This is a genomic window from Microvirga sp. HBU67558 (assembly GCF_018069605.1).
GTDB lineage: Bacteria > Pseudomonadota > Alphaproteobacteria > Rhizobiales > Beijerinckiaceae > Microvirga > Microvirga terrae.
Map to the genome: position 1 here is coordinate 22,473 of NZ_JAGPUP010000535.1, position 19,577 is coordinate 42,049.

Annotated in this window: 25 protein-coding genes and 1 pseudogene; 7 read left to right on the forward strand and 19 right to left on the reverse strand. The window is 69.6% G+C overall.

What is annotated here, in order from left to right; translation table 11 throughout:
- Positions 1-85: 85 nt before the first annotated feature.
- Positions 86-976 (reverse strand): DUF2163 domain-containing protein, encoded by an 891-nt coding sequence (locus KBI52_RS18995; protein WP_210810409.1) that lies wholly within the window; start codon positions 974-976, stop codon positions 86-88.
- A 144-nt stretch (positions 977-1,120) separates the two neighbouring features.
- Positions 1,121-1,759, reverse strand: a complete 639-nt coding sequence (locus tag KBI52_RS19000; protein WP_210810413.1) for a DUF2460 domain-containing protein — start codon at positions 1,757-1,759, stop codon at positions 1,121-1,123.
- 83 nt (positions 1,760-1,842) lie between these two features.
- Between KBI52_RS19000 and KBI52_RS19005 the strand changes: the two genes are divergently transcribed.
- Entirely contained in the window at positions 1,843-2,088 is a 246-nt protein-coding gene (locus tag KBI52_RS19005; protein ID WP_173946993.1) for a YdcH family protein, read from the forward strand.
- An 84-nt stretch (positions 2,089-2,172) separates the two neighbouring features.
- Here KBI52_RS19005 and KBI52_RS19010 read toward each other — a convergent pair whose 3' ends face one another.
- From KBI52_RS19010 to KBI52_RS19040, 7 genes and pseudogenes are all read right to left on the reverse strand, one after another.
- On the reverse strand, positions 2,173-2,856 hold the full coding sequence (locus tag KBI52_RS19010) for a phage tail tape measure protein (RefSeq protein WP_247654500.1): 684 nt from the start codon (positions 2,854-2,856) through the stop codon (positions 2,173-2,175).
- A gap of 335 nt (positions 2,857-3,191) precedes the next feature.
- A pseudogene (locus KBI52_RS19015) lies at positions 3,192-3,410 on the reverse strand (phage tail assembly chaperone); the annotation flags it as partial.
- 110 nt (positions 3,411-3,520) lie between these two features.
- The gene (locus KBI52_RS19020; protein ID WP_210810419.1) at positions 3,521-3,853 is read right to left on the reverse strand and encodes a gene transfer agent family protein; all 333 of its coding nucleotides are present in this window, start codon (positions 3,851-3,853) and stop codon (positions 3,521-3,523) included.
- Between the two features lie 89 nt (positions 3,854-3,942).
- A complete protein-coding gene (locus KBI52_RS19025; protein WP_210810429.1) occupies positions 3,943-4,353 on the reverse strand; it encodes a phage major tail protein, TP901-1 family in 411 nt (136 codons plus the stop codon).
- Between the two features lie 242 nt (positions 4,354-4,595).
- Complete coding sequence (locus tag KBI52_RS19030; protein WP_173946997.1) at positions 4,596-5,006, reverse strand: DUF3168 domain-containing protein; 411 nt, start codon at positions 5,004-5,006, stop codon at positions 4,596-4,598.
- Positions 5,003-5,338, reverse strand: a complete 336-nt coding sequence (locus KBI52_RS19035; RefSeq protein ID WP_173946998.1) for a phage head closure protein — start codon at positions 5,336-5,338, stop codon at positions 5,003-5,005. The genes KBI52_RS19030 and KBI52_RS19035 overlap by 4 nt, the downstream gene beginning before the upstream one ends.
- Positions 5,339-5,605: 267 nt before the next feature.
- The gene (locus KBI52_RS19040; RefSeq protein WP_173946999.1) at positions 5,606-6,172 is read right to left on the reverse strand and encodes a hypothetical protein; all 567 of its coding nucleotides are present in this window, start codon (positions 6,170-6,172) and stop codon (positions 5,606-5,608) included.
- 24 nt (positions 6,173-6,196) lie between these two features.
- Between KBI52_RS19040 and KBI52_RS19045 the strand changes: the two genes are divergently transcribed.
- Complete coding sequence (locus tag KBI52_RS19045) at positions 6,197-6,937, forward strand: trypsin-like serine protease (RefSeq protein ID WP_210810434.1); 741 nt, start codon at positions 6,197-6,199, stop codon at positions 6,935-6,937.
- Positions 6,938-7,172: 235 nt separating this feature from the next.
- Positions 7,173-7,970, forward strand: coding sequence for a trypsin-like serine protease (locus KBI52_RS19050; RefSeq protein WP_173947001.1), 798 nt, complete (start codon positions 7,173-7,175; stop codon positions 7,968-7,970).
- 250 nt (positions 7,971-8,220) lie between these two features.
- On the opposite strand, the gene KBI52_RS19055 is transcribed toward KBI52_RS19050, so the two are convergent.
- The 9 genes from KBI52_RS19055 to KBI52_RS19095 all read right to left on the reverse strand — a co-directional run bounded on the left by KBI52_RS19055 (position 8,221) and on the right by KBI52_RS19095 (position 16,846).
- Positions 8,221-9,459 carry a phage major capsid protein gene (locus tag KBI52_RS19055; RefSeq protein WP_210810440.1) on the reverse strand — a complete coding sequence of 413 codons (1,239 nt, stop codon included), beginning with the start codon at positions 9,457-9,459 and terminating at the stop codon, positions 8,221-8,223.
- 205 nt (positions 9,460-9,664) lie between these two features.
- Complete coding sequence (locus KBI52_RS19060) at positions 9,665-9,868, reverse strand: hypothetical protein (protein WP_173947003.1); 204 nt, start codon at positions 9,866-9,868, stop codon at positions 9,665-9,667.
- A gap of 107 nt (positions 9,869-9,975) precedes the next feature.
- Positions 9,976-10,512 carry an HK97 family phage prohead protease gene (locus tag KBI52_RS19065; protein ID WP_173947004.1) on the reverse strand — a complete coding sequence of 179 codons (537 nt, stop codon included), beginning with the start codon at positions 10,510-10,512 and terminating at the stop codon, positions 9,976-9,978.
- A complete protein-coding gene (locus KBI52_RS19070) occupies positions 10,509-10,691 on the reverse strand; it encodes a hypothetical protein (protein ID WP_210810443.1) in 183 nt (60 codons plus the stop codon). The genes KBI52_RS19065 and KBI52_RS19070 overlap by 4 nt, the downstream gene beginning before the upstream one ends.
- Entirely contained in the window at positions 10,688-10,888 is a 201-nt protein-coding gene (locus tag KBI52_RS19075) for a hypothetical protein (protein WP_173947006.1), read from the reverse strand. The genes KBI52_RS19070 and KBI52_RS19075 overlap by 4 nt, the downstream gene beginning before the upstream one ends.
- Before the next feature lie 376 nt (positions 10,889-11,264).
- Positions 11,265-12,440, reverse strand: a complete 1,176-nt coding sequence (locus KBI52_RS19080) for a phage portal protein (protein WP_210810451.1) — start codon at positions 12,438-12,440, stop codon at positions 11,265-11,267.
- Between the two features lie 847 nt (positions 12,441-13,287).
- Positions 13,288-14,445 carry a terminase large subunit domain-containing protein gene (locus KBI52_RS19085; protein ID WP_210810525.1) on the reverse strand — a complete coding sequence of 386 codons (1,158 nt, stop codon included), beginning with the start codon at positions 14,443-14,445 and terminating at the stop codon, positions 13,288-13,290.
- A 103-nt stretch (positions 14,446-14,548) separates the two neighbouring features.
- Positions 14,549-15,097 (reverse strand): hypothetical protein, encoded by a 549-nt coding sequence (locus KBI52_RS19090; RefSeq protein WP_173947008.1) that lies wholly within the window; start codon positions 15,095-15,097, stop codon positions 14,549-14,551.
- A 642-nt stretch (positions 15,098-15,739) separates the two neighbouring features.
- Positions 15,740-16,846, reverse strand: a complete 1,107-nt coding sequence (locus KBI52_RS19095) for a helix-turn-helix transcriptional regulator (protein WP_210810456.1) — start codon at positions 16,844-16,846, stop codon at positions 15,740-15,742.
- 217 nt (positions 16,847-17,063) lie between these two features.
- Here KBI52_RS19095 and KBI52_RS19100 point away from each other — a divergent pair, with 217 nt between their 5' ends.
- Genes KBI52_RS19100 through KBI52_RS19110 form a run of 3 tightly spaced genes read left to right on the forward strand, consistent with a single transcriptional unit; the run spans position 17,064 to position 18,118 of the window.
- On the forward strand, positions 17,064-17,414 hold the full coding sequence (locus KBI52_RS19100) for a hypothetical protein (RefSeq protein WP_210810462.1): 351 nt from the start codon (positions 17,064-17,066) through the stop codon (positions 17,412-17,414).
- 2 nt (positions 17,415-17,416) lie between these two features.
- On the forward strand, positions 17,417-17,761 hold the full coding sequence (locus tag KBI52_RS19105; RefSeq protein ID WP_173947012.1) for a hypothetical protein: 345 nt from the start codon (positions 17,417-17,419) through the stop codon (positions 17,759-17,761).
- A 57-nt stretch (positions 17,762-17,818) separates the two neighbouring features.
- The gene (locus KBI52_RS19110; RefSeq protein WP_210810467.1) at positions 17,819-18,118 is read left to right on the forward strand and encodes a hypothetical protein; all 300 of its coding nucleotides are present in this window, start codon (positions 17,819-17,821) and stop codon (positions 18,116-18,118) included.
- Positions 18,119-18,154: 36 nt separating this feature from the next.
- Here the strand turns inward: KBI52_RS19110 and KBI52_RS19115 are convergent, their stop codons facing one another.
- On the reverse strand, positions 18,155-19,186 hold the full coding sequence (locus KBI52_RS19115) for an endonuclease/exonuclease/phosphatase family protein (protein ID WP_210810477.1): 1,032 nt from the start codon (positions 19,184-19,186) through the stop codon (positions 18,155-18,157).
- Between the two features lie 163 nt (positions 19,187-19,349).
- Between KBI52_RS19115 and KBI52_RS19120 the strand changes: the two genes are divergently transcribed.
- On the forward strand, positions 19,350-19,556 hold the full coding sequence (locus tag KBI52_RS19120; protein ID WP_210810482.1) for a hypothetical protein: 207 nt from the start codon (positions 19,350-19,352) through the stop codon (positions 19,554-19,556).
- Positions 19,557-19,577 lie beyond the last annotated feature (21 nt).

Sequence of the window (19,577 nt, forward strand, 5' to 3'; positions counted from 1 at the left end):
TTGCTTGAGGCGCCGAGCCCCTCCGTATCGAGATGGCCGGCACGAGGCCGGCCATGACGGGCAGGTTGCGACCCGGCGACGCCCCTCACCGGAAGAAGCTGCCGCCGTCGAGGCCGGGCTCGCCCTGCTGCGGCATGCGGATGATGAAATCGTTGCCGGGCATGTGCGGAAAGCCGCGGAAGTTCAACGCGTTCCGGAACTTCGCCCGGCATGTCCCATGGGTCTTGTCGCAGCCGGCCGTGACCCGGAACGTGTCGCCGATCCTGATGGGCTGTGGGGGGCGCTGCCACAGGTCGAATGTATCTGTCCCGCCCGTGGCGCGATGGACCTTGATCTCGACCGACAGACCGGCATTGTCGCCGCTCGTCCACGTGAGCTGGCCCGCCGTGCACCATCCGTCGGCGAAACCGATGCCGGAGGCCGCGAGGGTCAGGGCCCCGTCGGTCGCCGCGACGGCGCCGGTCGCGGAATGGCGCGACGACGACAGATCGATCCCGCACCGCGCATCGCCGAGATCGGCCGCGCAGGTGGCGCGGAAGAGGCGCCCGCGCTCTTCGTCGAACCGGTGCATGAGCCCCCTCACCTCGGCCACGAAGCCGCCATCGGCGCGGCGGATCTCGCCGATCGAGCCGATGTCGAGGAGCAGGCGCTCGTCCACGTTGCTCCAGTTGACGAGCCAGGTCTCGACGCCGGCATCGTCGTAGAGGCCCGACGCGATGTCGTCCTCGGTGAGCCCGGCCGACACGAGCGCGCCCGACACCTCGCCGCCGCCGACCGCGAAGCCGAGCTCCGCCGTCACCTCGGCGGCCTCGAGCCCGGTGCGGGCCGCGTAGATCGTCCCGCCGAAGGCGAGGTCGCGGTCGTGATCGGTGAAGCCGAAGGCCGCGCCGTCGCGCCGCACGAGCCTCCAGCAATGGCACAGATTCGTGGCCCCGCCGGCCAGATGGGCGGAGAGGTTTTGGGAAATGGGACGCATGGGGATTCTGATCTTTATTGGGGCGATGTCCGCGATCTCAGCACGTCATGGCCGGCCTTGTGCCGGCCATCCCGATCGATTGAAACGCCGCACCCATCGGGATCGGGATCACCGGCACAGGGCCGGTGATGACGTGGAGGGTGTCTAAGGCACGATCTCGACCAGCGGGATCTGCGGGATGTCGCCGGCCTCGAAGGCCGAGAGGTCGATGTCGAGCTCGTCCGTGTCGAAACGCACCGGCACGTCGAAGGCGAAGCCGGCCGTCACGATGGCGCCGGCGCGCGGCGGCGCCGTGAAGGTCACGAGACCTGTGGTCGGGTCGCAGTTGAAGCCCGACCCGACGGCCTGCTCGATCCCGTCGAGCGCCACCCGGACGGTGCCGCCGACCGGCTTGGCGATGGGGCGGCTGTAGGGCGCAAACGACGCCCCGTAGGCTTTCACCAGCAGGAAGCCGGCGGTCTGCCCGTCGCCGGTGCCGATGCGCTGGTCGAGGGGCGTCGGCTCCTTGGAGGGCGGGCCGGAGCGCCAGTCGGTGCGGTCGCGGAAGCGGAACCCGTAGAGCCGGCCGCGCCGCTCCTCGAAGAAGGCGATCACCGCGTGCAGCGCGTCGACGGTCCGGACGCCGAGACCCGCATCGTAGCGGCGCCGGGACCCGGCCCAGCGGCTGTTGCGGTGCTCGCGGCCGGACGCGAGCGTGACGATGTCGGTCCGCCGCACCGGCCCGCCGCGGCCGCCGAGGCCCACGTCGAGGGGAAAGCGGACCTCGTGGAAGTCTGAGGCCATGGTCGGTCCTGCTGCAATGTGAAACGAAAGAACCGGGGTGGCGTTGACGGTGCGAACCCCGAACGGCACGGAGGCCACTGGCGATGAGCAACGCTCCCAACGACCTCGCGGAGGATTTCCCCGACAAGCGCGAGCGGATCCACCAGCTCAAGACGAGCGACAACCACTTCGCGCGGCTCTACGACGAGTACGACGAGCTCAACCGTACCATCCACCGGATCGAGACCCGGGTGGAGCCCCAGTCCGAGGATGCCGAGGAGGAGCTCAAGCGCCGCCGCCTGAAGATCAAGGACGAGATCATGGCGATGCTCGACGGCGCGGGCGGGTGAGCCCGACACTCTTCAGCGCGGCGCTTTCCTGATCGGGATGGCCGGGACAGGACCGAGCATGACGGGCGGAGGCCCCGAGAGCCCCTACATGCCGCGCTGGCCGCGGGCCACGGCCCGGGCGAGCGCCGCCGAGACCTGGGCCTCGGAGCGGCGGAAGCTGTCCGCGTCGGGGGTCGAGACGTTGACCGTCACGGAGACCGGCCGCCCGCCGCTCCCACCCGCGCGCACGCCGAGCCGCCCGTCGGGCCCGCGCGCCAGCGGCATCACCGCCTCGGCGCCGCGCTCGCCCATGAGGCCGAGACCGCGTCCCATCGGGAAATAGGTCGGCGCGCCGACCACGCCGCCTTGCGCGAACGGCATCACCAGGCCGCGCGAGACCACGCCGCCCTGCGCGAAGGCCGGTCCGCCGCCGCCGAAGAGCGAGCCGAGGATCGAGCCCAGCCCCTTGGTGAGACCGCCGATGAGCCCGCCCCCGTCGAGGGGCAGCGAGCTCCCGAGCGCCCCCGTCATCATGCCCTTCACGCTCTGGCTCAGGGCCGTCTGCAGGGGCGCGAGCGCCAGGCGCAACCCCGTTTCCACAAGGGATTGGCGCACGGACTTGAGAACGTTATCAAATTTCTTGCCTTCCGCGACATTCTTGGCGAAAGCATTGGACAGGGAATCGCCGAATTTGTCGGAGAGGCCGATGAGAGTGGTGAGCTGGCGCTTGCGGTCGTCCTCTACGCTATTGTTGGCCGCGATGGGGCTTTTGGCAGGGTTGTCGCTCAAACGAGCCTCCTTGGTCTTCCTCTGCGCAGGTCTGACGCTCACTGCACCAGCCTGTGTGCCGAGCCGTCCACCTGACGATGTCTTCGACATCGGAAGCATCAGCGCCGCGCAATGGTCGAAGATGCAGAACGAATGCGACTACGAAGCGACAAAGGCCGTCGCATCGCAGAAGCCAGGTCCGGTCCGCCATTTGGATTGGCGGAACGTCTTCTTCAAATGCTTGGCGCTGAGAGGTGCAAAGCACCTCGGAACGACAAACGATTTCCCGGATGCATGACGATCCGCGACACTATCGGAAAGGCCGATGAGCGCAGTGAGCTGGCGTGCACGGTTTTTCACGATGATGTCGTCTGGCGCGGAAGGGACTCCCTGTCCCTGATCGCGTCGCCATCCGGAAACGCCTCCATCAGGCGTCCGAGATCGCCCCGCGAGGCGGGCTCCGTCCGCCGTGCGCCGTGCAGCCCCTCCCAGGCGGCCGCGAGCTCGCGCGGCGTCGCGCGCCAGAACCCATCCGGGCTCCAGCGCAGCAGGCTCAGGCCCAGGGCCATCGCGTCGTCCCAGGGGAAGGCGCGCGGCGCGCATCCTGCGGGAGCATCCGGACGGGCAGCGGACGAGCCGGTGCTCGTGTCTTCGACAAGCGCATCGTCCGCGACCGGGCGATGCGCTAGGGAGGGTTTGGCGTTTCCTCGCCTCCCCCGAAGGTCACGAGCAGAAGATCGGCGAGCGCCGCGGCGACCGGCGCGATGCCGTCGTCGAGCGGCAGCCGCGCCACCTCCTGGTCGCTCATCGCGTGACCGCCGCCGCGCAGCGCGACCGCGAGCAGGGTGACGAGATCGCGGCTCGCCAGGCGTCCGACGCCGAAGCGTTCGGCCAGCGCCGAGAGGTCCTGGACGCCGAACGCGTCCTCGAGCTCCGCGAGCGCGCCGAGCGTCAGGCAGAGGGTGTAGCGCGTGTCGCCGATCTGCAGCGCCACCTCGCCCCGTCGTCTGTTGGGCATCGTGTGTTCCTTGGTGTGGATTGTCGTCCTTGTCAGGTCAAGGCCGGTGATGGCGGAGGTGGCGCGATGCATGCTGAGGGTCCGCCCGCTCACAGCGCCACGAACGCGAGCGCGCCGGCGGATTCGATGCCCATCTCGAACGTCACCTCGCCGGCATGGTCGCCGCGATATTCCAGGCTCGTGACCTGGAACGGCCCCTCGATGCGGCCGAAATCCGGGATGACGATCTGATAGATCAGAATGTCCCCGTCGAAGAAGACCTGGCGCATGCGCGTATCGGACGCCTCGTCCTTGAACACGCCGGAGCCGGAGATGGACGCGCGGCGCACGCCGGCGCCGGCGAGCAGCTCGCGCCAGCGCCCGGCGGATTCCGCATGGGTGACGTCCACGGTCTCGGCGTTGAAGGCGATCTGGCGCGTGCGCAGCCCCGCCACGGTGACGAAGCCGCTGCTGCCGTCGCCGATCTTGATGAGCAGGTCCTTGCCCTTCTGAGCAGGCATGGGATGTCCTTTGTCGAATGAGGAAAGAGGCCCTTTGCAGGCGGGAACGACACCCCCACGTCATCACCGGCCTCGTGCCGGTGATCTCAGTTCTGTGAAGCGCGGCGCCTCACCGGATCGGGATGGCCGGAACAAGCCCGGCCATGACGTGGCGGGTGCTGACAGGGCAGACGCAGGGCCGGTCATGACGTGAGAGACCGGCACGATATGCGACACTGCCATGACGGGAGGAACGGACCCGGTCACGCCACCTCGGTGACCGCGCGCAGGCGCAGGGTGACGCGGGTGAGCCGCGTGTCCTTGTCGCGCTCGCCGGAAATCTCCGTGACGCGCAGGTTGACGAGGCGGTGCCCGTCGAGGGTCAGCGCCGCGTCGTCGAGGATCGCGTCGAGGCGTTCGGCCACGGCGAGCGCCGTGCGGGCACCGCCGGGCTCGGACCACACGACGATGCCGAGGCTCTGCTCGTGCCCACGCTCGCGATCCGTCGACCAATCGGCGGCACGCACGTCCGAGAACAGCGCATAGACCGGAGCGGCGCCCCGCGGCGGCTCGTCGTAGAGGCGCAACGAGCCGCCCATGAGCGCGCACAGCTCCGCATCCGCGGCCGCCGCGTCGAGGATTGCGCCGCGCAAGGCCAAAACGGGACTCGTCATGGCCGCATCTCCTCGACCAGGCAGACGAGATCGCGCCGCGACCCGTCCGGGTCGGACGCCGCCCGGATCGCGAAGCGGCGCAAGCCCGCGCTCAGGCGCATGGCGCCGGTCACGCCCTCGCGGTAGCGCAGGGTGATGCGGTGGGTCAGGCTCTGCTCGGGCCGGTCGGCGCGCACGCGCTCGACGCCCGAGAGCATCTCGATGGCGCCCCAGAGCTGCGGCCCCGCCGTGTAGGTGCGGATGACGCCGCCGAATCCGTCGGGTCGTTCGAGCGGCAGTTCGAGCACGAACCGGCGCGCCCGCGCGCCGATGCGAATGGGTCTGGTTCTCATGGCAATGTCTTTGAGAGGGAATGCGAGGGTGAAAGAAGGGAACGGTTCCCGCCGGGTCATCGCCGGCCCTGTGCCGACCACGACGTGGGCAGGGATCGGGCGTTTGCGCTTCCCGTCATCACCGGGCTTGTCCCGGTGATCTCGATATGAAGAGCGCTGCGCTTCACAGCATCGGGATGGCCGGGACAAGCCCGGCCATGACGTCGAGAGTGACAGGACCGGACGGGTGATGACGCGAAGGCTGTAGAGGGTAGCAATGACCCCGGCCTATAACCGCGCCCGCTGGAACGGCGCCACGAGGGCGAGCGCTTCGGGCGGGAGGATCTGCGCGCCGGTCACGTCGCCCCGGTTCTCGAACCAATGCGCGACAAGGATGCGGACCGCGAGCTTCAGCGGACCCGGCACCGCCTCGGGCCCCGTGCCGAAGCCCGCCCGCACCGCGATGGAAATCCCGTGCCGCGCCCGGCCCGGCTCCGGCGCGCCCGTCACGGCGATGCGCGGCGGATCGCTCACCAGGTCCGCCTCGAAGGCGCTCGCCGGAACGCCGGACGGGTTGCCTGCGGCATCGGTCAGGGTGATGCCGTCCACCGCGATCAGCGGCGCGAGCGGCAGCAGGATCGTGCCGCCGGACGGCCATCGGTCCAGCACCACGCGCCAGCGCTGCTCGATCAGGATCCGCCGCGATGCCGCCTCGACCATGAGGCGTGCCGCCTTGACGAGGCCCGCGACCAGGTCGTCCTGCGTGCCGTCGTCGCCATCGACGCGGAGATAGGCTTTCATGTCGTCGAGCGTGACGGGCTCGACGGCGGGCCCGCTGATGAATATGGGAATCATCTCGAACAGGGATCCTTTGAAGTGATGCAACGTGTGGTTATGCTCGGTCTTGCCCTGTCGCTCGCCGCGACACGGGCGGATGCCATCGTGGGAGGCAGCGAGGATGCGGGCCCCCTCGCCCGTCGGAGCGTGATGGTGCTGAGCTCGAACGGCGGCGTGTGCAGCGCCGTTGTGCTGGCGCGCGACGTGGTGCTCACCGCGGCCCATTGCGTGACGGGCGCGGCCGAGCACCGGGTTCATTTCCGCGACGAGACCGGCGCGCCCGTGCTGATCGTCCCCGCCGCGAAGGCGGTGCATCCGGGCTACAATGCGAAGGCCATCGAGACCCGGCAGCGTTCCATCGATCTCGCCCTGCTGCGCATTCCCGAGGCCCTGCCGGGGCGCTTCGAGCGCGCGACCCTCGCAACCACGACAATCGCGGAGAACGATCCGGTCACCGTCGGCGGGTATGGGCTGGCGCGCGAAGGCGATGCCAAGACCTCCGGCACCTTCCGCACCGCGTCCCTGACCGCCGTCGAGCCGTTCGGTCCGAGCCGCATCCTGCTCTGGGCCGAGGGCTCCGGCACGGCCAGCGCCTGCCAGGGCGATTCCGGCGGCCCGATGGCGTCCGGAGAGACCATCGCGGCCATCACGAGCTGGTCGTCGCCGGCCAGGGGCCGGCAATGCGGAGGCGTCACGCAGGGCATTCTCGTCGGCCCGCAACGCGCGTGGATCGACCGCATCCTGAAAGGCTGGAGCCGCACGGCCCTATGGGCCGGCGAGTAGGGCTTCCCACCCTCCCCCGTCATGGCCGGGCCTGTCCCGGCCATCCCGATGAGTTGGAGCACGGCGCTCTTCCGATCGAGATCACCGGGACAAGCCCGGTGATGACGCGGAGGGTGGTATGAGCCGGTGATGACGCGCAGAGGAGACGCCCGGGAAATTCATAAACGTCCGGAACCATCGCGAGCGCCCAGATCTTGCCTTGAAAAATTCACCCCCCTCACGGCATCATCATCCCATGCGCGCTCTGCCAACCCTCGCCCTTGCGGTTCTCACCCTCATTGCCACTCCCGCCTGGGCCATCCTGCAGGGCTCCGCCTCGCGCGATCCGAACGGGTTGCGGCGGTCCGTGGTCTCCATCGAGAGCTCCACGGGCGAGCTCTGCTCGGGGGTGATCGTCGCACCGGATGTCGTGCTCACCGCGGCGCATTGCATGACGGACCGCGCCGCCTATCGGGTGACGGGGCTCAGCCGCGCCTTCCGGCAGCAGCGCTTCAACGTGGCGGCGCTCGCCATCCACCCGACCTTCGTGCCCGGCACGACGCCGCGCACGCAGCCCGGCATCGATCTCGCGCTTCTCAAGCTCAATCGGCCGGTCGGGCCCGAGTTCCTCGCCCTCGACCCGACGCAGGCCGGCCGGATCGACGTAGGCGACGGCGTGACGATCGCGGGCTTCGGCGTTCTGACCGAGCGGGCGAGAGGCACCGCCCGGACCCTGCGCCAGACCAACCTGGTGTCGCTCGGCCCCATCGAGGTCGCGAACCGGGTGCTGATCGTCGTGGATCGCGACCGGCTCGCCGAGACGGCGGGCGCAGGCGCGTGCCGGGGCGATTCCGGCGGGCCGATCCTGGCCGCCACGCAGACGGGCTATCTGCTCTACGGAATCACGAGCTGGTCGAGCGGGCCGTTGCGCAGCCGCCAGCCGAGCGCCTGCGGGGGCCTCACGGCCGTCACCCCGCTCGTCGAGCATCTCGGCTGGATCGCCTCGACCATGCGCGGCCTCAGCGGGCTGAACAGCGCCTGGTCGGGAAATTGAACGCCTGACGCGCGCTACCCTCCCCGTCATGGCCGGGCCTGTCCCGGCCATCCCGATCGTGTTGAGCGCGGGGCATCTCTTCATGGAGATCAGCGGCACGAGGCCGCTGATGACGTGGGGAAGGTTCAGCCACGCACCGTCATGGCCGGCCTTGTGCCGGCCATCCCGATAAGTTGAGGCTCGGCGCCTTTCGCATCGGGATCACCGGGACAAGCCCGGTGATGACGTGGCGGGTGGAACGGATGCCGCTCTAAGCGGAGAACTTCAACAGCTTGATCGCCGCGTAGTCCTGCACGCCGCCGCCCACGCGCTTGGTGGTGTAGAACAGCACATAGGGCTTGGCGGAATACGGATCGCGCAGCACGCGCATGCCGGTGCGGTCGACCACGAGATAGCCGCGCCTGAAATCGCCGAAGGCCACCGCGCATGCATTCGCCGCGATGTCCGGCATGTCCTCGGCCTCCACCACGGGGAAGCCCATCAGGGTGGCGGTCTGGCCGAGGCTCGCGGGCGGCGCCCAGAGATACTGGCCGTTGTCGTCCTTGAACCGGCGGATCGCGCTCTGCGTCTTGCGGTTCATCACGAAGGAGGCGTTCTGGCGATAGCCGCTCTTGAGCGCATAGATCAGGTCGACCAGCACGTCGGACGGGTTCTCCGCCGGGAAGGCCGCGCCGCCGGTGCGCACCGTGCCGAGCTTGCCCCATTGCCAGATCTCCTCCTCGACCGTGTCGACGGAGAGAAACCCCTTCGGCTTGTTGAGGCCGTCGCCGCTCACGAAGGCGGCACCCTCCTGCTCGGCGAAAGCCGCCTCCACTTCTTCCGCGATCCAGCGGTCGACATCGACCACCGCGTCGTCGAGCAGGGTCTGGGTAGCGGCCGGCATGGCGTAGATCTCCATGGCCGGGAAGCTCATCTCGGCGAGCGTCGGGCTGGCGGTCTGCGGACGGGCCGCGGTCTCGCCGACCCAGCCGGTCGCCGGACCGGTGGCCGAGACGGCGCGCTTGTACTGGCCGCCGGAGATCACCCGCACCGACGCGATGGCGCGGATCGGCGAGACGCTCGCGAGACGGCGCAGCACCTCGCTCTCGACCGCGTCGGGCACGAGATAGCCACCGTCCGGGCCGGATGCGGCCGACAGGGCCTTCTCCTCGAGCTGCTTCAGCCCGGAGGCCTCGCCGGTCCGGATATAGGCGTGGAACGCGGCCTTGTGCTCGGCCTGCGCGGGATCGCGCGCGGTGTCATGACCGGCGGACAGCGGCGGGCGGGCGCGCTCGAGGGTGAGCCGGTCGATGCGGCGCTTGGCGTTGTCGAGCGCGCTGTCGATGCGGGTGAGCTTCTCGTCGGTCACCACGTCGGTCGAAAGCCTGGTCTCGATCTCGGCGAGGCGCGTGTCGTTGGCGTCCTTGAACGCCTCGAACGCACGGGCGAAATCCTCGAACGCCGAGGCGACGTCGTCGGATACGGCTTTGGTGTCTGGAGCGTGAATCATATCAATCAATCGATCTCGAAAAAGGGCTTCAACGAAAAAGGCCCGCCGGAGGGCGGGCCCGTTTATTTCCCGTGAGGGAACGGTTTCGGCGGCGGGCGTCTCGAAGGACCGTCCGGAGCGCGCAGACGCCCGGCTCTGCGGGACGCGAGCGGGCTCGCTCCACAGGACGGCGCTTGGCGCGGCGGCCTTGTCTCGACGCGCCGCTTCAGCGACGGCGGGTGTTCTTCTGCACCGTGCGGGTCACGGTCGGTCCGGTGGCCGCCCCGATGGCGCCGCCCGCCACTGCGCCGACAGGACCGGCAACCGCACCCACGCCCGCTCCGACGGCCGCGCCGCCGACGCGCTCTTCCGTGGTGGTGCAGGCCGCGGCCGCCAGGCCGATCAGCGCGACGAAAGCAAGCTTCTTCATGACAACCTCCCAAGATACGCGGAGATCCGACGCCTTCCCGTCCAAGAAGGGCCCGCCGCTTCCGCATCCGCGGGGGCGTTCAACTAACGCGCGCCCATGGACAAGGTTCAGGACAATAGTCGCAGTGCCGCCCGGCGGATGCGCGCGGCAAGGTCCGGGCTTGCGTCCTTCACGGCTTCGACCCGCGCGTCGGGCAGCATCGGGAAGGTCACGACGGAAATCTCCCACAGGTCGAGCTTCTCCAGCCGGCGCAGGCCGGTGGGACGCTCGGCGCGGGCGCGCTCGACGCGAAACCCGATGGAGAGCCCGTCGACCGCGCCGTCGCGCATGAGCGCATGGATCTCGCGCGCCCGTTCGACCGCGAGGTTGAGCTTGCCGCGCACGCGCAGGCCGCGCCGGTCCTCGGCGATGCGGAGCCAGCGTCCGATGGGCTGGCCCGGATCGTGCTGCCATAGCAGCCGCACGTCGCGGGCGCCGCGCCTGCGCAGGGACTCGGCGAAGGCGCCCGGCACGACCACGTCCTTGCCGAGATCGGGCTGTCCGAACAGGCTGGCATAGCCCTCGAACACCCCATCCTGATCGACCGCGCCCGGCGGCTCGGGGAGGAACTTGCGCTCATGGATCGTCGCGGTGCCGGGCTTCATCGCACGGCTCCGCGAAGGACCCTAGAAGGAGTCCCGGCTGTCGCATCGAGCTTCTCGAGCTGGCGCACGAAGTCGCGGAACACGAGCGCCGGGCGGCACTGCCCGTCCCGCGCCGCCTTCGGCGCGCGCGGCGTTCGGACCGTGGGGCGGACTATCGAGCGGATTGCGGGGCGGGTCATGAGAGGTCTCCCGAGTGACGGCGGTTGAAGAGGGACAATTCGCGCACGAACTCGTCGAACCGGCGGTTCGCCGCGAAGAGGTCGCGCAGGGTCATGGCCAGCAGGGCGGACGCCCCGCTCGCCCAGACGAAGAGGGCCAGATGGGCAAGATCCCCGCGCCGGATGACGGCCTCGGCGATCTGGTCGAACATGTTCATGATCTGTTCTCGCAAAAGAACTCCGTTGGATGGGCCGAGGGCCGGCGCCGTCCAGGCGGCGGGCCCGGGCGGCGGGCGCGGCGGTCCCCGCGTGTCGCTGCAAGAGATGGCGGGAGGTCGGCGACCGTTGCCGGTCACTCCACGACGTCATGGCCGGGCCTGTCCCGGCCATCCCGATCCGAAGAGCACCGCGTCTCACAGCATCGAGATCACCGGCACAAGGCCGGTGATGACGTGGAGGGTGCGTGAGGCGGTGATCACACCCTCCCACGCCATGGCCGGGCCTGTCCCGGCCATCCCGCTCGGAAAGGCACGACGCCTCCGACGATCGGGATCACCGGGACGGGCCCGGCGATGACGGACGAGCGGGCGCCCTCTAGGGTTGCCGCTCCTGCCCCGAAGCCGCGCGCCCGTAGCCGACCGCCTCGCGCTTCTCGTCGTCCGACAGGAACGCCGCCGCCGAGACGCGGCGCCACAGGCTCTCGCGCTCCTCGGCGAGCGCCTCGATGGCGTCGAGGTCGGGTTCGAGGGTCAGCGCGTCGCCGTAGGCCGGGCCGAGCCAGTGCGCCAGGGATTCCGCCGTGCGCTTGACGAGCGGGATCACCGTCTGGCGGTAGAAGGCGCGGTTGGCTTCCGCGTAGTTGGCATGCGTGCTGTCGCCCGGCAGGCCGAGCAGCAGCGGCGGCACCCCGAAGGCGAGCGCGATCTCGCGGGCGGCCGCCGCCTTCGCGTCCACGAAGTCCATGTCCTTCGGCGAGAGCGACAGGGGCCGCCAGTCGAGCCCGCCTTCGAGGAGCAGCGGACGGCCCGCATTGCCGGCGCCCTGGTAGTTCGCCTCGAGCTCCCCTTTCAGCCGGTCGAACTGCTGGTCCGTCAGGCTCGGGCCGCCGACCACGAGGGCGCCGGACGGCCGGGCCGCGTTGTCGAGGAGCGCCTTGTTCCAGGCGCCCGCCGCGTTGTGGATGTCGAGCGCGGTCGCGGCCGCCTCCATGGGGGAGAGGCCGTAATGGTCGTCCGCCGGATGGAACAGGCTGAGGTGCAGGATCGGCGACGGCGCCTCGTCGCCGCCGGTCGCGAAGCGGATCGTCTGTGCGCCGACCGCGTATTCGTAGGCGGCCGGCCAGCCGTCCGCATCGGGCACCACGCGCATCCTATCGGGCCGCAGCGCGTGGAGCTCCTGCGGCGTCCCGTCGACGCTCACCGCCTCCACATAGGCGTTGCCGGACACCATGAGATGGCCGTAGACGCCCTCCAGGAAGCGCTGCCCGCCCTCGCGGGCGTTGGGCCGCGCCAGCAGGGCGAGGAGCGGATGGGCGGCAAGCTCGCGGCCCTGGCCCTTGAGCATCAGGGGCAGCGCGGCCGCCGCCTCGCTCACGAGCCGCACGGCGCGATGCACCACGGCGTTCTTCTGGAACCCCTCGCGGGAGAGCGCCGCATAGTCGCGCGGCGTCCACACGGCGCGCCCCGCCCCATAGAGCGCGACGGCGCGCTGCACCCGCGACGCCTTGGCCTCGGACGGCGCCCGGGGCCGGCGGAAGAATCGATCGAACATGAAAAGCTCCTGCCCGGCATGGGGCATGAAGGGATGGTCTGACGGGGTGAGGCAGGTGCGTCATGGCCGGGCTTGTGCCGGCCATCCCGATGGTGTGAAGCGCCGGCCCGTTCCGATCGGGACCGCCGGCACGAGCCTGGTGACGACAGGACGAGTCCGAGGGCCGACACGCCCACGGACACGGAAATGCCTGCCGGTTCTCCACGCTGGCGACAACTTCCGCAGCGGATGCCGAAGAAGGCGGCAGTTTCCGCCCGGTTGTCATTGGACGGTCACAGACCCTGCGGTAATCTTTGACCGTTGCAGGGGCTTCCGGCGACATTCACGCGCCAGCCGAGCGGGTCCCCCTCCTCGGCTGGCGCGACCAACAGTTTCTCGGGCTCGGCCGTCCTTTCTCCTATTCGGGACGGCATGAGGCAGATGGCGGGGCGGAGCGGCACGGATGGACTGCCATCCGCCCCGGCCCTGCAGCCGGACCCGCATCGCCTCCGGGCGCCCGTCCGTTCCGGCGCCATGCTCCTTTGGAGACACGCTCGCCCGAAAGGCTCACCCCATCAGGAGACGTTGAGCATCGCCGCGCGCCGCTTACCTTAACGGCTGTGGCTCCATCTCTTGCCCCTACGGGAGTCACGGCGCCCCGGCCGATGCGTGCGTGAACACCGTCCTTCGGCTGGGGCGTTTTTTTCGAATGCTTCGGGCCGGCGATCGCACCCTTCCCACGTCATGGCCGGCCCTGTGCCGGCCATCCCGATTGATCGAAGCGCAACGCCCTTCGGATCGAGATCACCGGGACGAGCCCGGTGATGACGTGGAGGTTGATCGACGGGTTCGCGCGACAACCTCCCCCTCACAGCACGCGCACCCGCGGCTCGCGCCGCTCGCGCAGCATCAGCTCCGTCAGGGCCCAGACGAGCGCGTCGAGGCGGTCGGGTGAGCGGCCGGAGGTGAGGCCGCCGGGGCCGAAATCGCACATCTCGTCCTCGAGCTCCGGCAGCGCGCCCACGTGGCGCACGCGGTTCTGCGCGTAGAGCACCGAGACCGGCTCCGCGCGCAGATACTTTCCGCGCGTGGCGCGCACGCTCACCACCGGCACGGACGGATCGACCTCGCGGATCACGCCGGTCGCCATCTCGCCGCCCTGGTTCGTCTCGACCACGAGCGCATCGGCCTCGAGCCTGCGATAGACCGCCACCGCCTTCGCGGCCCAGTCCGGCGGCTTCAGGCCCGACGCGGTCGCGTCCTCCAGCACATGGGCCGTGCCGGCATCGTCCACGCCCGCCGCGACGATCCCGCAGGCATCCGCCCGCTTCGACGACGAGGCTGGCGGATCGACCGCCACGACGATGCGCGCGAGCGGCGGTGCCGACGCAACGCGGCTGCCTTCGATCATGTCGCGCGTCCACAGGGCATCCGGGCGGTCCTCGATGATGTCGCCGTCGAGTTCCTGCCGGCCGAGACGCGTGCCCGCATAGCGGCGCATCACCGTGTCGAGGAAGACCGGCGCCAGGTTCTCCGCATTGTCGGCGGTGCGCATGCGCGACACCGCCACGGTCGGATCGGCGAGGAAGCGCTTGATGAGCGGGATCGGACGCGGCGTCGTGGTGACGATCTGGCGCGGATGCGCCCCGAGGCGCAGGCCGAACTGCAGCATGTCCCAGGTCTCCTCCACGTGCCGCCACTTGGCGAGTTCGTCCGCCCAGGCCGCATCGAATTGCGGGCCGCGCAGCGAATCCGGATCCTCGGCCGAGAACACCTGCGCGACCGCGCCGTTCGCCCATTCGAGCTTGCGCAAGGACGGCGACCACGCGGGGCGCTCATGGCGCGCGTGGACGGCGAGGATTCCGGCCGGCCCCTCGATCATCACGTTGCGGGCGTCGGAAAACGTCTCGCCGATCAGCGCGATGCGCCCGGACGCCTGATGGGCGAAATCGGGAGCCCCGAGGGCGATGCCGCGAACCCATTCGGCGCCGGTGCGGGTCTTGCCCGCGCCGCGCCCGCCGAGCATGAGCCAGACGGACCACGGAGCATGCGCGCGGGAGAGCCCCGGCAGGCGCTGCTCGGGCCGGCAGCGGACCGGCCAATGGCGCAGGACCTGGTCGAAATCGTCGTCAGACCAGGATGCCGTCGCGTCCGCGAGCCTCCTCTTCCGCGATAACCCGGTCAAGATGGTGAGCAAGTTCGTCGCGCAGCTCGTGGAGGCTGCGCCTTGGTTGATCGCGAGGCTCGGTGACATCGAGCGATGAGCCTTCCTGTTGCAGCAGGGCCCGGGCCGCCGCCAGCGTTCTGGCATAGGCGGCGAGCCGGCGGGCCGTCCTGTCGTGGTCCTTGGCGCGTCCGGTGCGCTGCTCGTCCATGAGCGTGTCGATCTGCGCCCTGGTCGCCTGGGCGAGCGCGCGCGCCGCATCGTTGACGGACGCCGTGGCGGCCTTGTGCAGACCGGCGATTCCGCCCTGGTCCTTCGCAGCCTTGCTCAGCGCGTTCTCGTTCAGCGCGGCATAACGCGGCGGCCAGCCCCAGAGATCGCGCTTCCGGGCGAAGCTGCTCGACGAGATGCCCAGGAATGCCTGGATGTCCGGCAGATGCTTGTCCGGCTGGCGGGCATAGATCTCCCAGGCCTGCTGCTTCTGCTCGTCGGAAATGTCGATTCTCTGGCCCATGGATCATGCCAATAAAAAACCGCCCAAGCGGGGGCGCTTGAGCGGCGGAGGTTGCACCGAGCGGTGAATGCGGGGGCTTGATTCACACTTCGTCAGTGTTCACGTTTTGTACTCTAAGAGCGTCGCGCTGTCAAGGGGAAAATTCCTGTCCGGAATCGGGCACAGGGGTATGCCCTCCTGGAGAAGGCCGCCTTCCTCCTCCTGCGACCTTCCACGGGATGGCCGGGCCTCATGACCGGCCATCCCGATCCGGTGAGGCGCGGCGCTCCAGATGATCGGGATCACCGGGACAAGGCCGGTGATGACGTGGAGGATGGTGCGGGCCGGTGACGACACCCTCCTCCGTCATGGCCGGGCCTGTCCCGGCCATCCCGATCCGGAAAGGCTCGACGTTCCAATCGATCGGAATCACCGGCACAAGGCCGGTGATGACGTCGAAGGTGGGACGAGCCCAGCGATGATCCGGATAGAGACGTCAAGGAGCGTTCGCGAATGTTCCGGAATGGCCAGGAGTTTAAGGATAGTGTCACAGGTTTCCTGGACGGAATCAGAACAAGTGGCCAATGAACGGGAAACCTCGATTCCGTTCCATGCAAGTCGGGAATGGCCGCATTCGGCAGGTGAATTCCGGCCCGGTGCCGGTCAGTCCCGTCGGCCTCCGAGCGGCGACGCGAGGCTCATGATTCGCGACACGAGTTCGGCCTGCCGATTCGTCTGCGTCTTGCGGTAGATCCCCTCCAGGTGGGTCTTCACCGTCGAGCGGGCGAGGCCCAGGATGTCGGCGGCGTCGGCCAGGGTATGTCCCTGGAGCACCTGGCCCAGCACCTGCAGCTCGCCGATGGTGAGCCGATAAAGGGAGGCGGCGCTTGCGAGCGGTGTCGTGAACGCCGCCTCCGGCTCGCGCAGCAGCACCAGGATGGGACTGCCAATCTCCTCCCCGGCCTGGTCCAGCGCGGCCCCGGTGGCGTGCATCGTTCGTCCCGCCGAGTCGGTCAGGAAGGCGTCAATGCCGTGATGCGTCCTGCCGGTGCTGAACGATCCGAGCATGCCGAGCAGCCGCACGGCCTCCGGGGTCACGCCGACCAAGCGGCCGTTGTGGTCGCGCAGCAGCTTCTGCGAAGCGAGCTCCTGGTCGGCCGCCCGGTTGCGGAACAGCACGGTGCCGTCGGGCTCGACGATCAGCGCCGCGATCGCGAGCGCATCGAGGGCCGCGCGCAGGGTTCCGGCCTCGACGCGGCGATGACCGATGACGCCGGAGATGTCCACCGCGCGCTTGATGTGCGGCGAGAGGAGCCGGGCGAGTTCGAGATCCTCGTCCCCGAAGGCTCCCCGGGCCTCACTGCCCACGACGCCCCAGGTGGCGAAACTCGTCACCGTTCGCGTGAGCGGCGTCGTGACGTAATCGAAGATGCCGCGGTCCATGAAGCAGGTGCGCCAGAACCGGCTGCGATGGAGTTCCGGAAAATCCCGCGTCGTGCAGAGGGGCTGCCCGACCGGGGCGGCCAGACCGATCGGAAGCGCAGGATTGATGTGGACGTTGGCCTGCACCTTGGCGACGAGTTCGTCGGGCCAGTTGTGGACCGCCGCGATGATCTGCCTTGGCTCGAACGGCTCGTGGACCATCAGGTCGGCCATGACACCGCCGAAGGCCTGCGTGATCTCGCCGAGAACCGCCGGCCAGGCCGACGTATCGAGAGCGCAGTCGTAGATGCGGCCGATCAGGTCCGAGAAGGCTTGGTCCGGCTTCATGGAATCCCCCGGGGCGACGTGGACGACGTGCGCGCGAGCACATCCTGGCAGCGTAACCGACGCCGAATCGCCGGCCCTCCGCCAAATGGCGGAGGACGGCGCGTTTCGTCCGATTCATCCTGATCCACGAGCGCTCATCCTCGATTCGATCCTCCGGATCGGGAGCGGCCTGCGGGCGGCTTCCCGATCCCAGACTGGAACCGCGAAGGAACAGCCGATGCGACATGCACACCTGGCCCTCACCGCCCTCCTGGTCGCAGCGGCGCCACCGGCGATGGCCGGTTCGGCGGCGTTGGACGTGGAGGGCGAATGCGGCGCCATCGCCGACGCCGATGGGACCGGGTGCGGCTGCCAGGGGCGCTATTTCGCGAGCCGGTTCGGACCGGGGGACGGCGCGGCAGCTCTGCACCTGGTGGCGCGCAGCTACGTGAGCGAGCCGCGCTCCGCGGCGTCCGTGCTCTACGAGCGCTTCGGCGCCGAGACCCTCAACAGGGTCGCGTCTCGGATCCTGGACACGCGCGACGATGTGGTCGCCTACTGCCCCACCAGCGTGCACGTCGCGGATTGACCATGCCGGTCACGACCGCCGATGCGGCGCTCCTGGTGTTCACCGCGTGCAACACGGCCAGGATCCTGGCCTATCTGCCGCAGATCGTGAAGATCAGCCGAGACCGGCAGGGCGCGGCCGCCATCTCGTACACGACCTGGACCCTCTTCGGCGTCTCCCATCTGTCCACGGTGGCCTACGCGGTGCTCGTGGTGGATGACTGGCGCATGGCGACGGTCTTCGCCGGCAACACCCTGTGCTGCGTGCTGATCGTGACCCTGACCGTCTGGAAGCGCCAGGACTACGCCCGGCGCCGGGCACAGGAATGTTCGGTTCCGTACCCCAGGGCGTTCCCGGACCGGCGGTGACGCCGCCGCGCCCCGGCCGCTGGCCGCCAGGGCGGCAACCATCGGAGGACCTCGGACATGATCGTGGGCTGGATCGACCTCATGGGTTATGCCGCGTCGGGCCTGACGCTGGCGACTTTCGCCCAGCGCACCATGCTGCCCATGCGCGTCATGGCCATCGGGGCCAATGTCTGCTTCATCGGCTACGGGGCGATGGGCCCGTTCATCCCGGTTCTCGCCCTGCACGTCATCCTGCTCCCGGTCAATGTCCTGCGCCTTCGCGCGCTCCTGCGCCCGGCCCGGGAGGAGGCCGGGCTCGCCGGGCAGCGAGCCGGCGATCAACGGTCGATCGCCGGCATCTCCAGCGGCTTGCTCTGAGGCTGGCGGCGCGGGCCGGAGCGGCGGGATCGCCGGTCAGGCGAGCCTGACATCCACGGCGATCATCTCGTGATCCGACACCGCCCTGCCCTCCCGGTCGAGGGCCGGGACGATCCGCGGGTTCGCCGCCTCGAGCCCGCGCACGACGATCCAATCGAGCTTGCCGAAGGGCGGCTCGTGCTTGGTCTTCGGCCCCGGCGTCTGGGTCGGGCGCGCGAGATTGGCGCCTGCCCAGGTAAAGCCCGCCCGCGCGAGATCGCCGAAGAGCGGCTCGGTGCGCTCCGGCGCCTCGAGGAGGAGATGCAGTTCGTCCTCGGCCCGCGGCAGCGCCTTGGTGTTGAAGTCGCCGCCGATCACGCAAGGCGCGTCCGGCGCGAGGGCATCGAGCGCCTGCAGCAGGGCGCGGATCTGCGCCTGCCGGTCGGCCGGATCGGTCTTGCTTTCGAGATGGGTGCTCACGACCCAGAGGGGCTGCGGCGCATCGCCGATACGGGCGGCGAGCGCCATGCGCCGGCCGATCCGCCTCTGCGCGCCCGAGAAGCCGGAGAACCACAGGCCGCCCTCCTCCAGCGGGATCAGGTGCGGCGCCTCCAGGGCGAGGCCGGTCACGATGGCGTTGCCATGGAGGCTCGCCACGTTGCGCTCGCCGGCATGCTCGCGCATCTCGCCCGCATCGCCGAGATCGAGTTCCACGAACTCGGCGCCGAACAGATAGCCCTCTCCGGAGGCGGCGGTGAGATCGCGCAGGTTGTGCGCGTTGCCCGATCGCGCCATGCCGCAATCGACCTCGCTCAGGAGCGCGATGTCGGCGCCGGCCCGTTCCAGGAGAAGGCGGGTCGCCGGCCGGTTCCCGAGACGCTCGCTGTTGAAGGCCGCGATCCGAAGGGTCGCCGGACAGGCCCGGACGCGGTCGGGCGGACGCTGTTCGATCGCCGCGAAGGCCGGGATCCGCCGCAGCAGGCGCGCATGGATATCCTCGCCGCGCCGCGATGCCGCTCGGGCCTCGTCCAGGATGGTTTGGTCCGGAACGGCGAGGTTCGGCACGACCCTGTCGATGACGGACCGCATGATGCGCGCTTCTCTCAGAAACAGGTTCTCGGTCCTTCGCCAGATAGGGCGCTTCGCCCCGGCCGGAGCGTCGGGATTCAGGAATTTTTCAGCGTGACCTTTAGGAACTTTTTTATGCCAAGCCCGTTATATGTGCGCATCAAGCTTTGCCGGGAGGAAGCCCATGATCTTTTGGGCTGCTGTTGTTGCGCTCGTCGTGGGCGCATTCGTCTATGTCGGCGACCTCTCTTCGGCCCTGCCCTCGGCCCTCGTCAGCCTGGCGGAGATCGGCGGCGTCGTCGCCCTGTTCACCCTGGTCTGCGCCGCCGAGGTCTTCAGCATCCCGAAGGGGTCGAGCTTCGACAAGGGATCTCCGACCCCCGAAGCCTGACCGGCTGCCGCCGCCCGACGG

Excerpts from the sequence above, each read along its gene's own strand:
- KBI52_RS19065 (WP_173947004.1), bottom strand. The coding sequence starts at position 10,512 with ATGAAGCCCGGCACCGCGACGATCCATGAGCGCAAGTTCCTCCCCGAG.
- KBI52_RS19085 (WP_210810525.1), bottom strand. The coding sequence starts at position 14,445 with ATGCTCGGCGGGCGCGGCGCGGGCAAGACCCGCACCGGCGCCGAATGG.
- KBI52_RS19100 (WP_210810462.1), top strand. The coding sequence starts at position 17,064 with ATGCGACATGCACACCTGGCCCTCACCGCCCTCCTGGTCGCAGCGGCG.
- KBI52_RS18995 (WP_210810409.1), bottom strand. The coding sequence starts at position 976 with ATGCGTCCCATTTCCCAAAACCTCTCCGCCCATCTGGCCGGCGGGGCC.
- KBI52_RS19105 (WP_173947012.1), top strand. The coding sequence starts at position 17,417 with ATGCCGGTCACGACCGCCGATGCGGCGCTCCTGGTGTTCACCGCGTGC.
- KBI52_RS19110 (WP_210810467.1), top strand. The coding sequence starts at position 17,819 with ATGATCGTGGGCTGGATCGACCTCATGGGTTATGCCGCGTCGGGCCTG.
- KBI52_RS19120 (WP_210810482.1), top strand. The coding sequence starts at position 19,350 with ATGATCTTTTGGGCTGCTGTTGTTGCGCTCGTCGTGGGCGCATTCGTC.
- KBI52_RS19030 (WP_173946997.1), bottom strand. The coding sequence starts at position 5,006 with ATGACGAGTCCCGTTTTGGCCTTGCGCGGCGCAATCCTCGACGCGGCG.
- KBI52_RS19115 (WP_210810477.1), bottom strand. The coding sequence starts at position 19,186 with ATGCGGTCCGTCATCGACAGGGTCGTGCCGAACCTCGCCGTTCCGGAC.
- KBI52_RS19090 (WP_173947008.1), bottom strand. The coding sequence starts at position 15,097 with ATGGGCCAGAGAATCGACATTTCCGACGAGCAGAAGCAGCAGGCCTGG.
- KBI52_RS19040 (WP_173946999.1), bottom strand. The coding sequence starts at position 6,172 with ATGATTCCCATATTCATCAGCGGGCCCGCCGTCGAGCCCGTCACGCTC.
- KBI52_RS19060 (WP_173947003.1), bottom strand. The coding sequence starts at position 9,868 with ATGAAGAAGCTTGCTTTCGTCGCGCTGATCGGCCTGGCGGCCGCGGCC.
- KBI52_RS19055 (WP_210810440.1), bottom strand. The coding sequence starts at position 9,459 with ATGATTCACGCTCCAGACACCAAAGCCGTATCCGACGACGTCGCCTCG.
- KBI52_RS19020 (WP_210810419.1), bottom strand. The coding sequence starts at position 3,853 with ATGCCCAACAGACGACGGGGCGAGGTGGCGCTGCAGATCGGCGACACG.
- KBI52_RS19070 (WP_210810443.1), bottom strand. The coding sequence starts at position 10,691 with ATGACCCGCCCCGCAATCCGCTCGATAGTCCGCCCCACGGTCCGAACG.
- KBI52_RS19045 (WP_210810434.1), top strand. The coding sequence starts at position 6,197 with ATGCAACGTGTGGTTATGCTCGGTCTTGCCCTGTCGCTCGCCGCGACA.
- KBI52_RS19005 (WP_173946993.1), top strand. The coding sequence starts at position 1,843 with ATGAGCAACGCTCCCAACGACCTCGCGGAGGATTTCCCCGACAAGCGC.
- KBI52_RS19095 (WP_210810456.1), bottom strand. The coding sequence starts at position 16,846 with ATGAAGCCGGACCAAGCCTTCTCGGACCTGATCGGCCGCATCTACGAC.
- KBI52_RS19000 (WP_210810413.1), bottom strand. The coding sequence starts at position 1,759 with ATGGCCTCAGACTTCCACGAGGTCCGCTTTCCCCTCGACGTGGGCCTC.
- KBI52_RS19080 (WP_210810451.1), bottom strand. The coding sequence starts at position 12,440 with ATGTTCGATCGATTCTTCCGCCGGCCCCGGGCGCCGTCCGAGGCCAAG.
- KBI52_RS19050 (WP_173947001.1), top strand. The coding sequence starts at position 7,173 with ATGCGCGCTCTGCCAACCCTCGCCCTTGCGGTTCTCACCCTCATTGCC.
- KBI52_RS19035 (WP_173946998.1), bottom strand. The coding sequence starts at position 5,338 with ATGAGAACCAGACCCATTCGCATCGGCGCGCGGGCGCGCCGGTTCGTG.
- KBI52_RS19075 (WP_173947006.1), bottom strand. The coding sequence starts at position 10,888 with ATGAACATGTTCGACCAGATCGCCGAGGCCGTCATCCGGCGCGGGGAT.
- KBI52_RS19025 (WP_210810429.1), bottom strand. The coding sequence starts at position 4,353 with ATGCCTGCTCAGAAGGGCAAGGACCTGCTCATCAAGATCGGCGACGGC.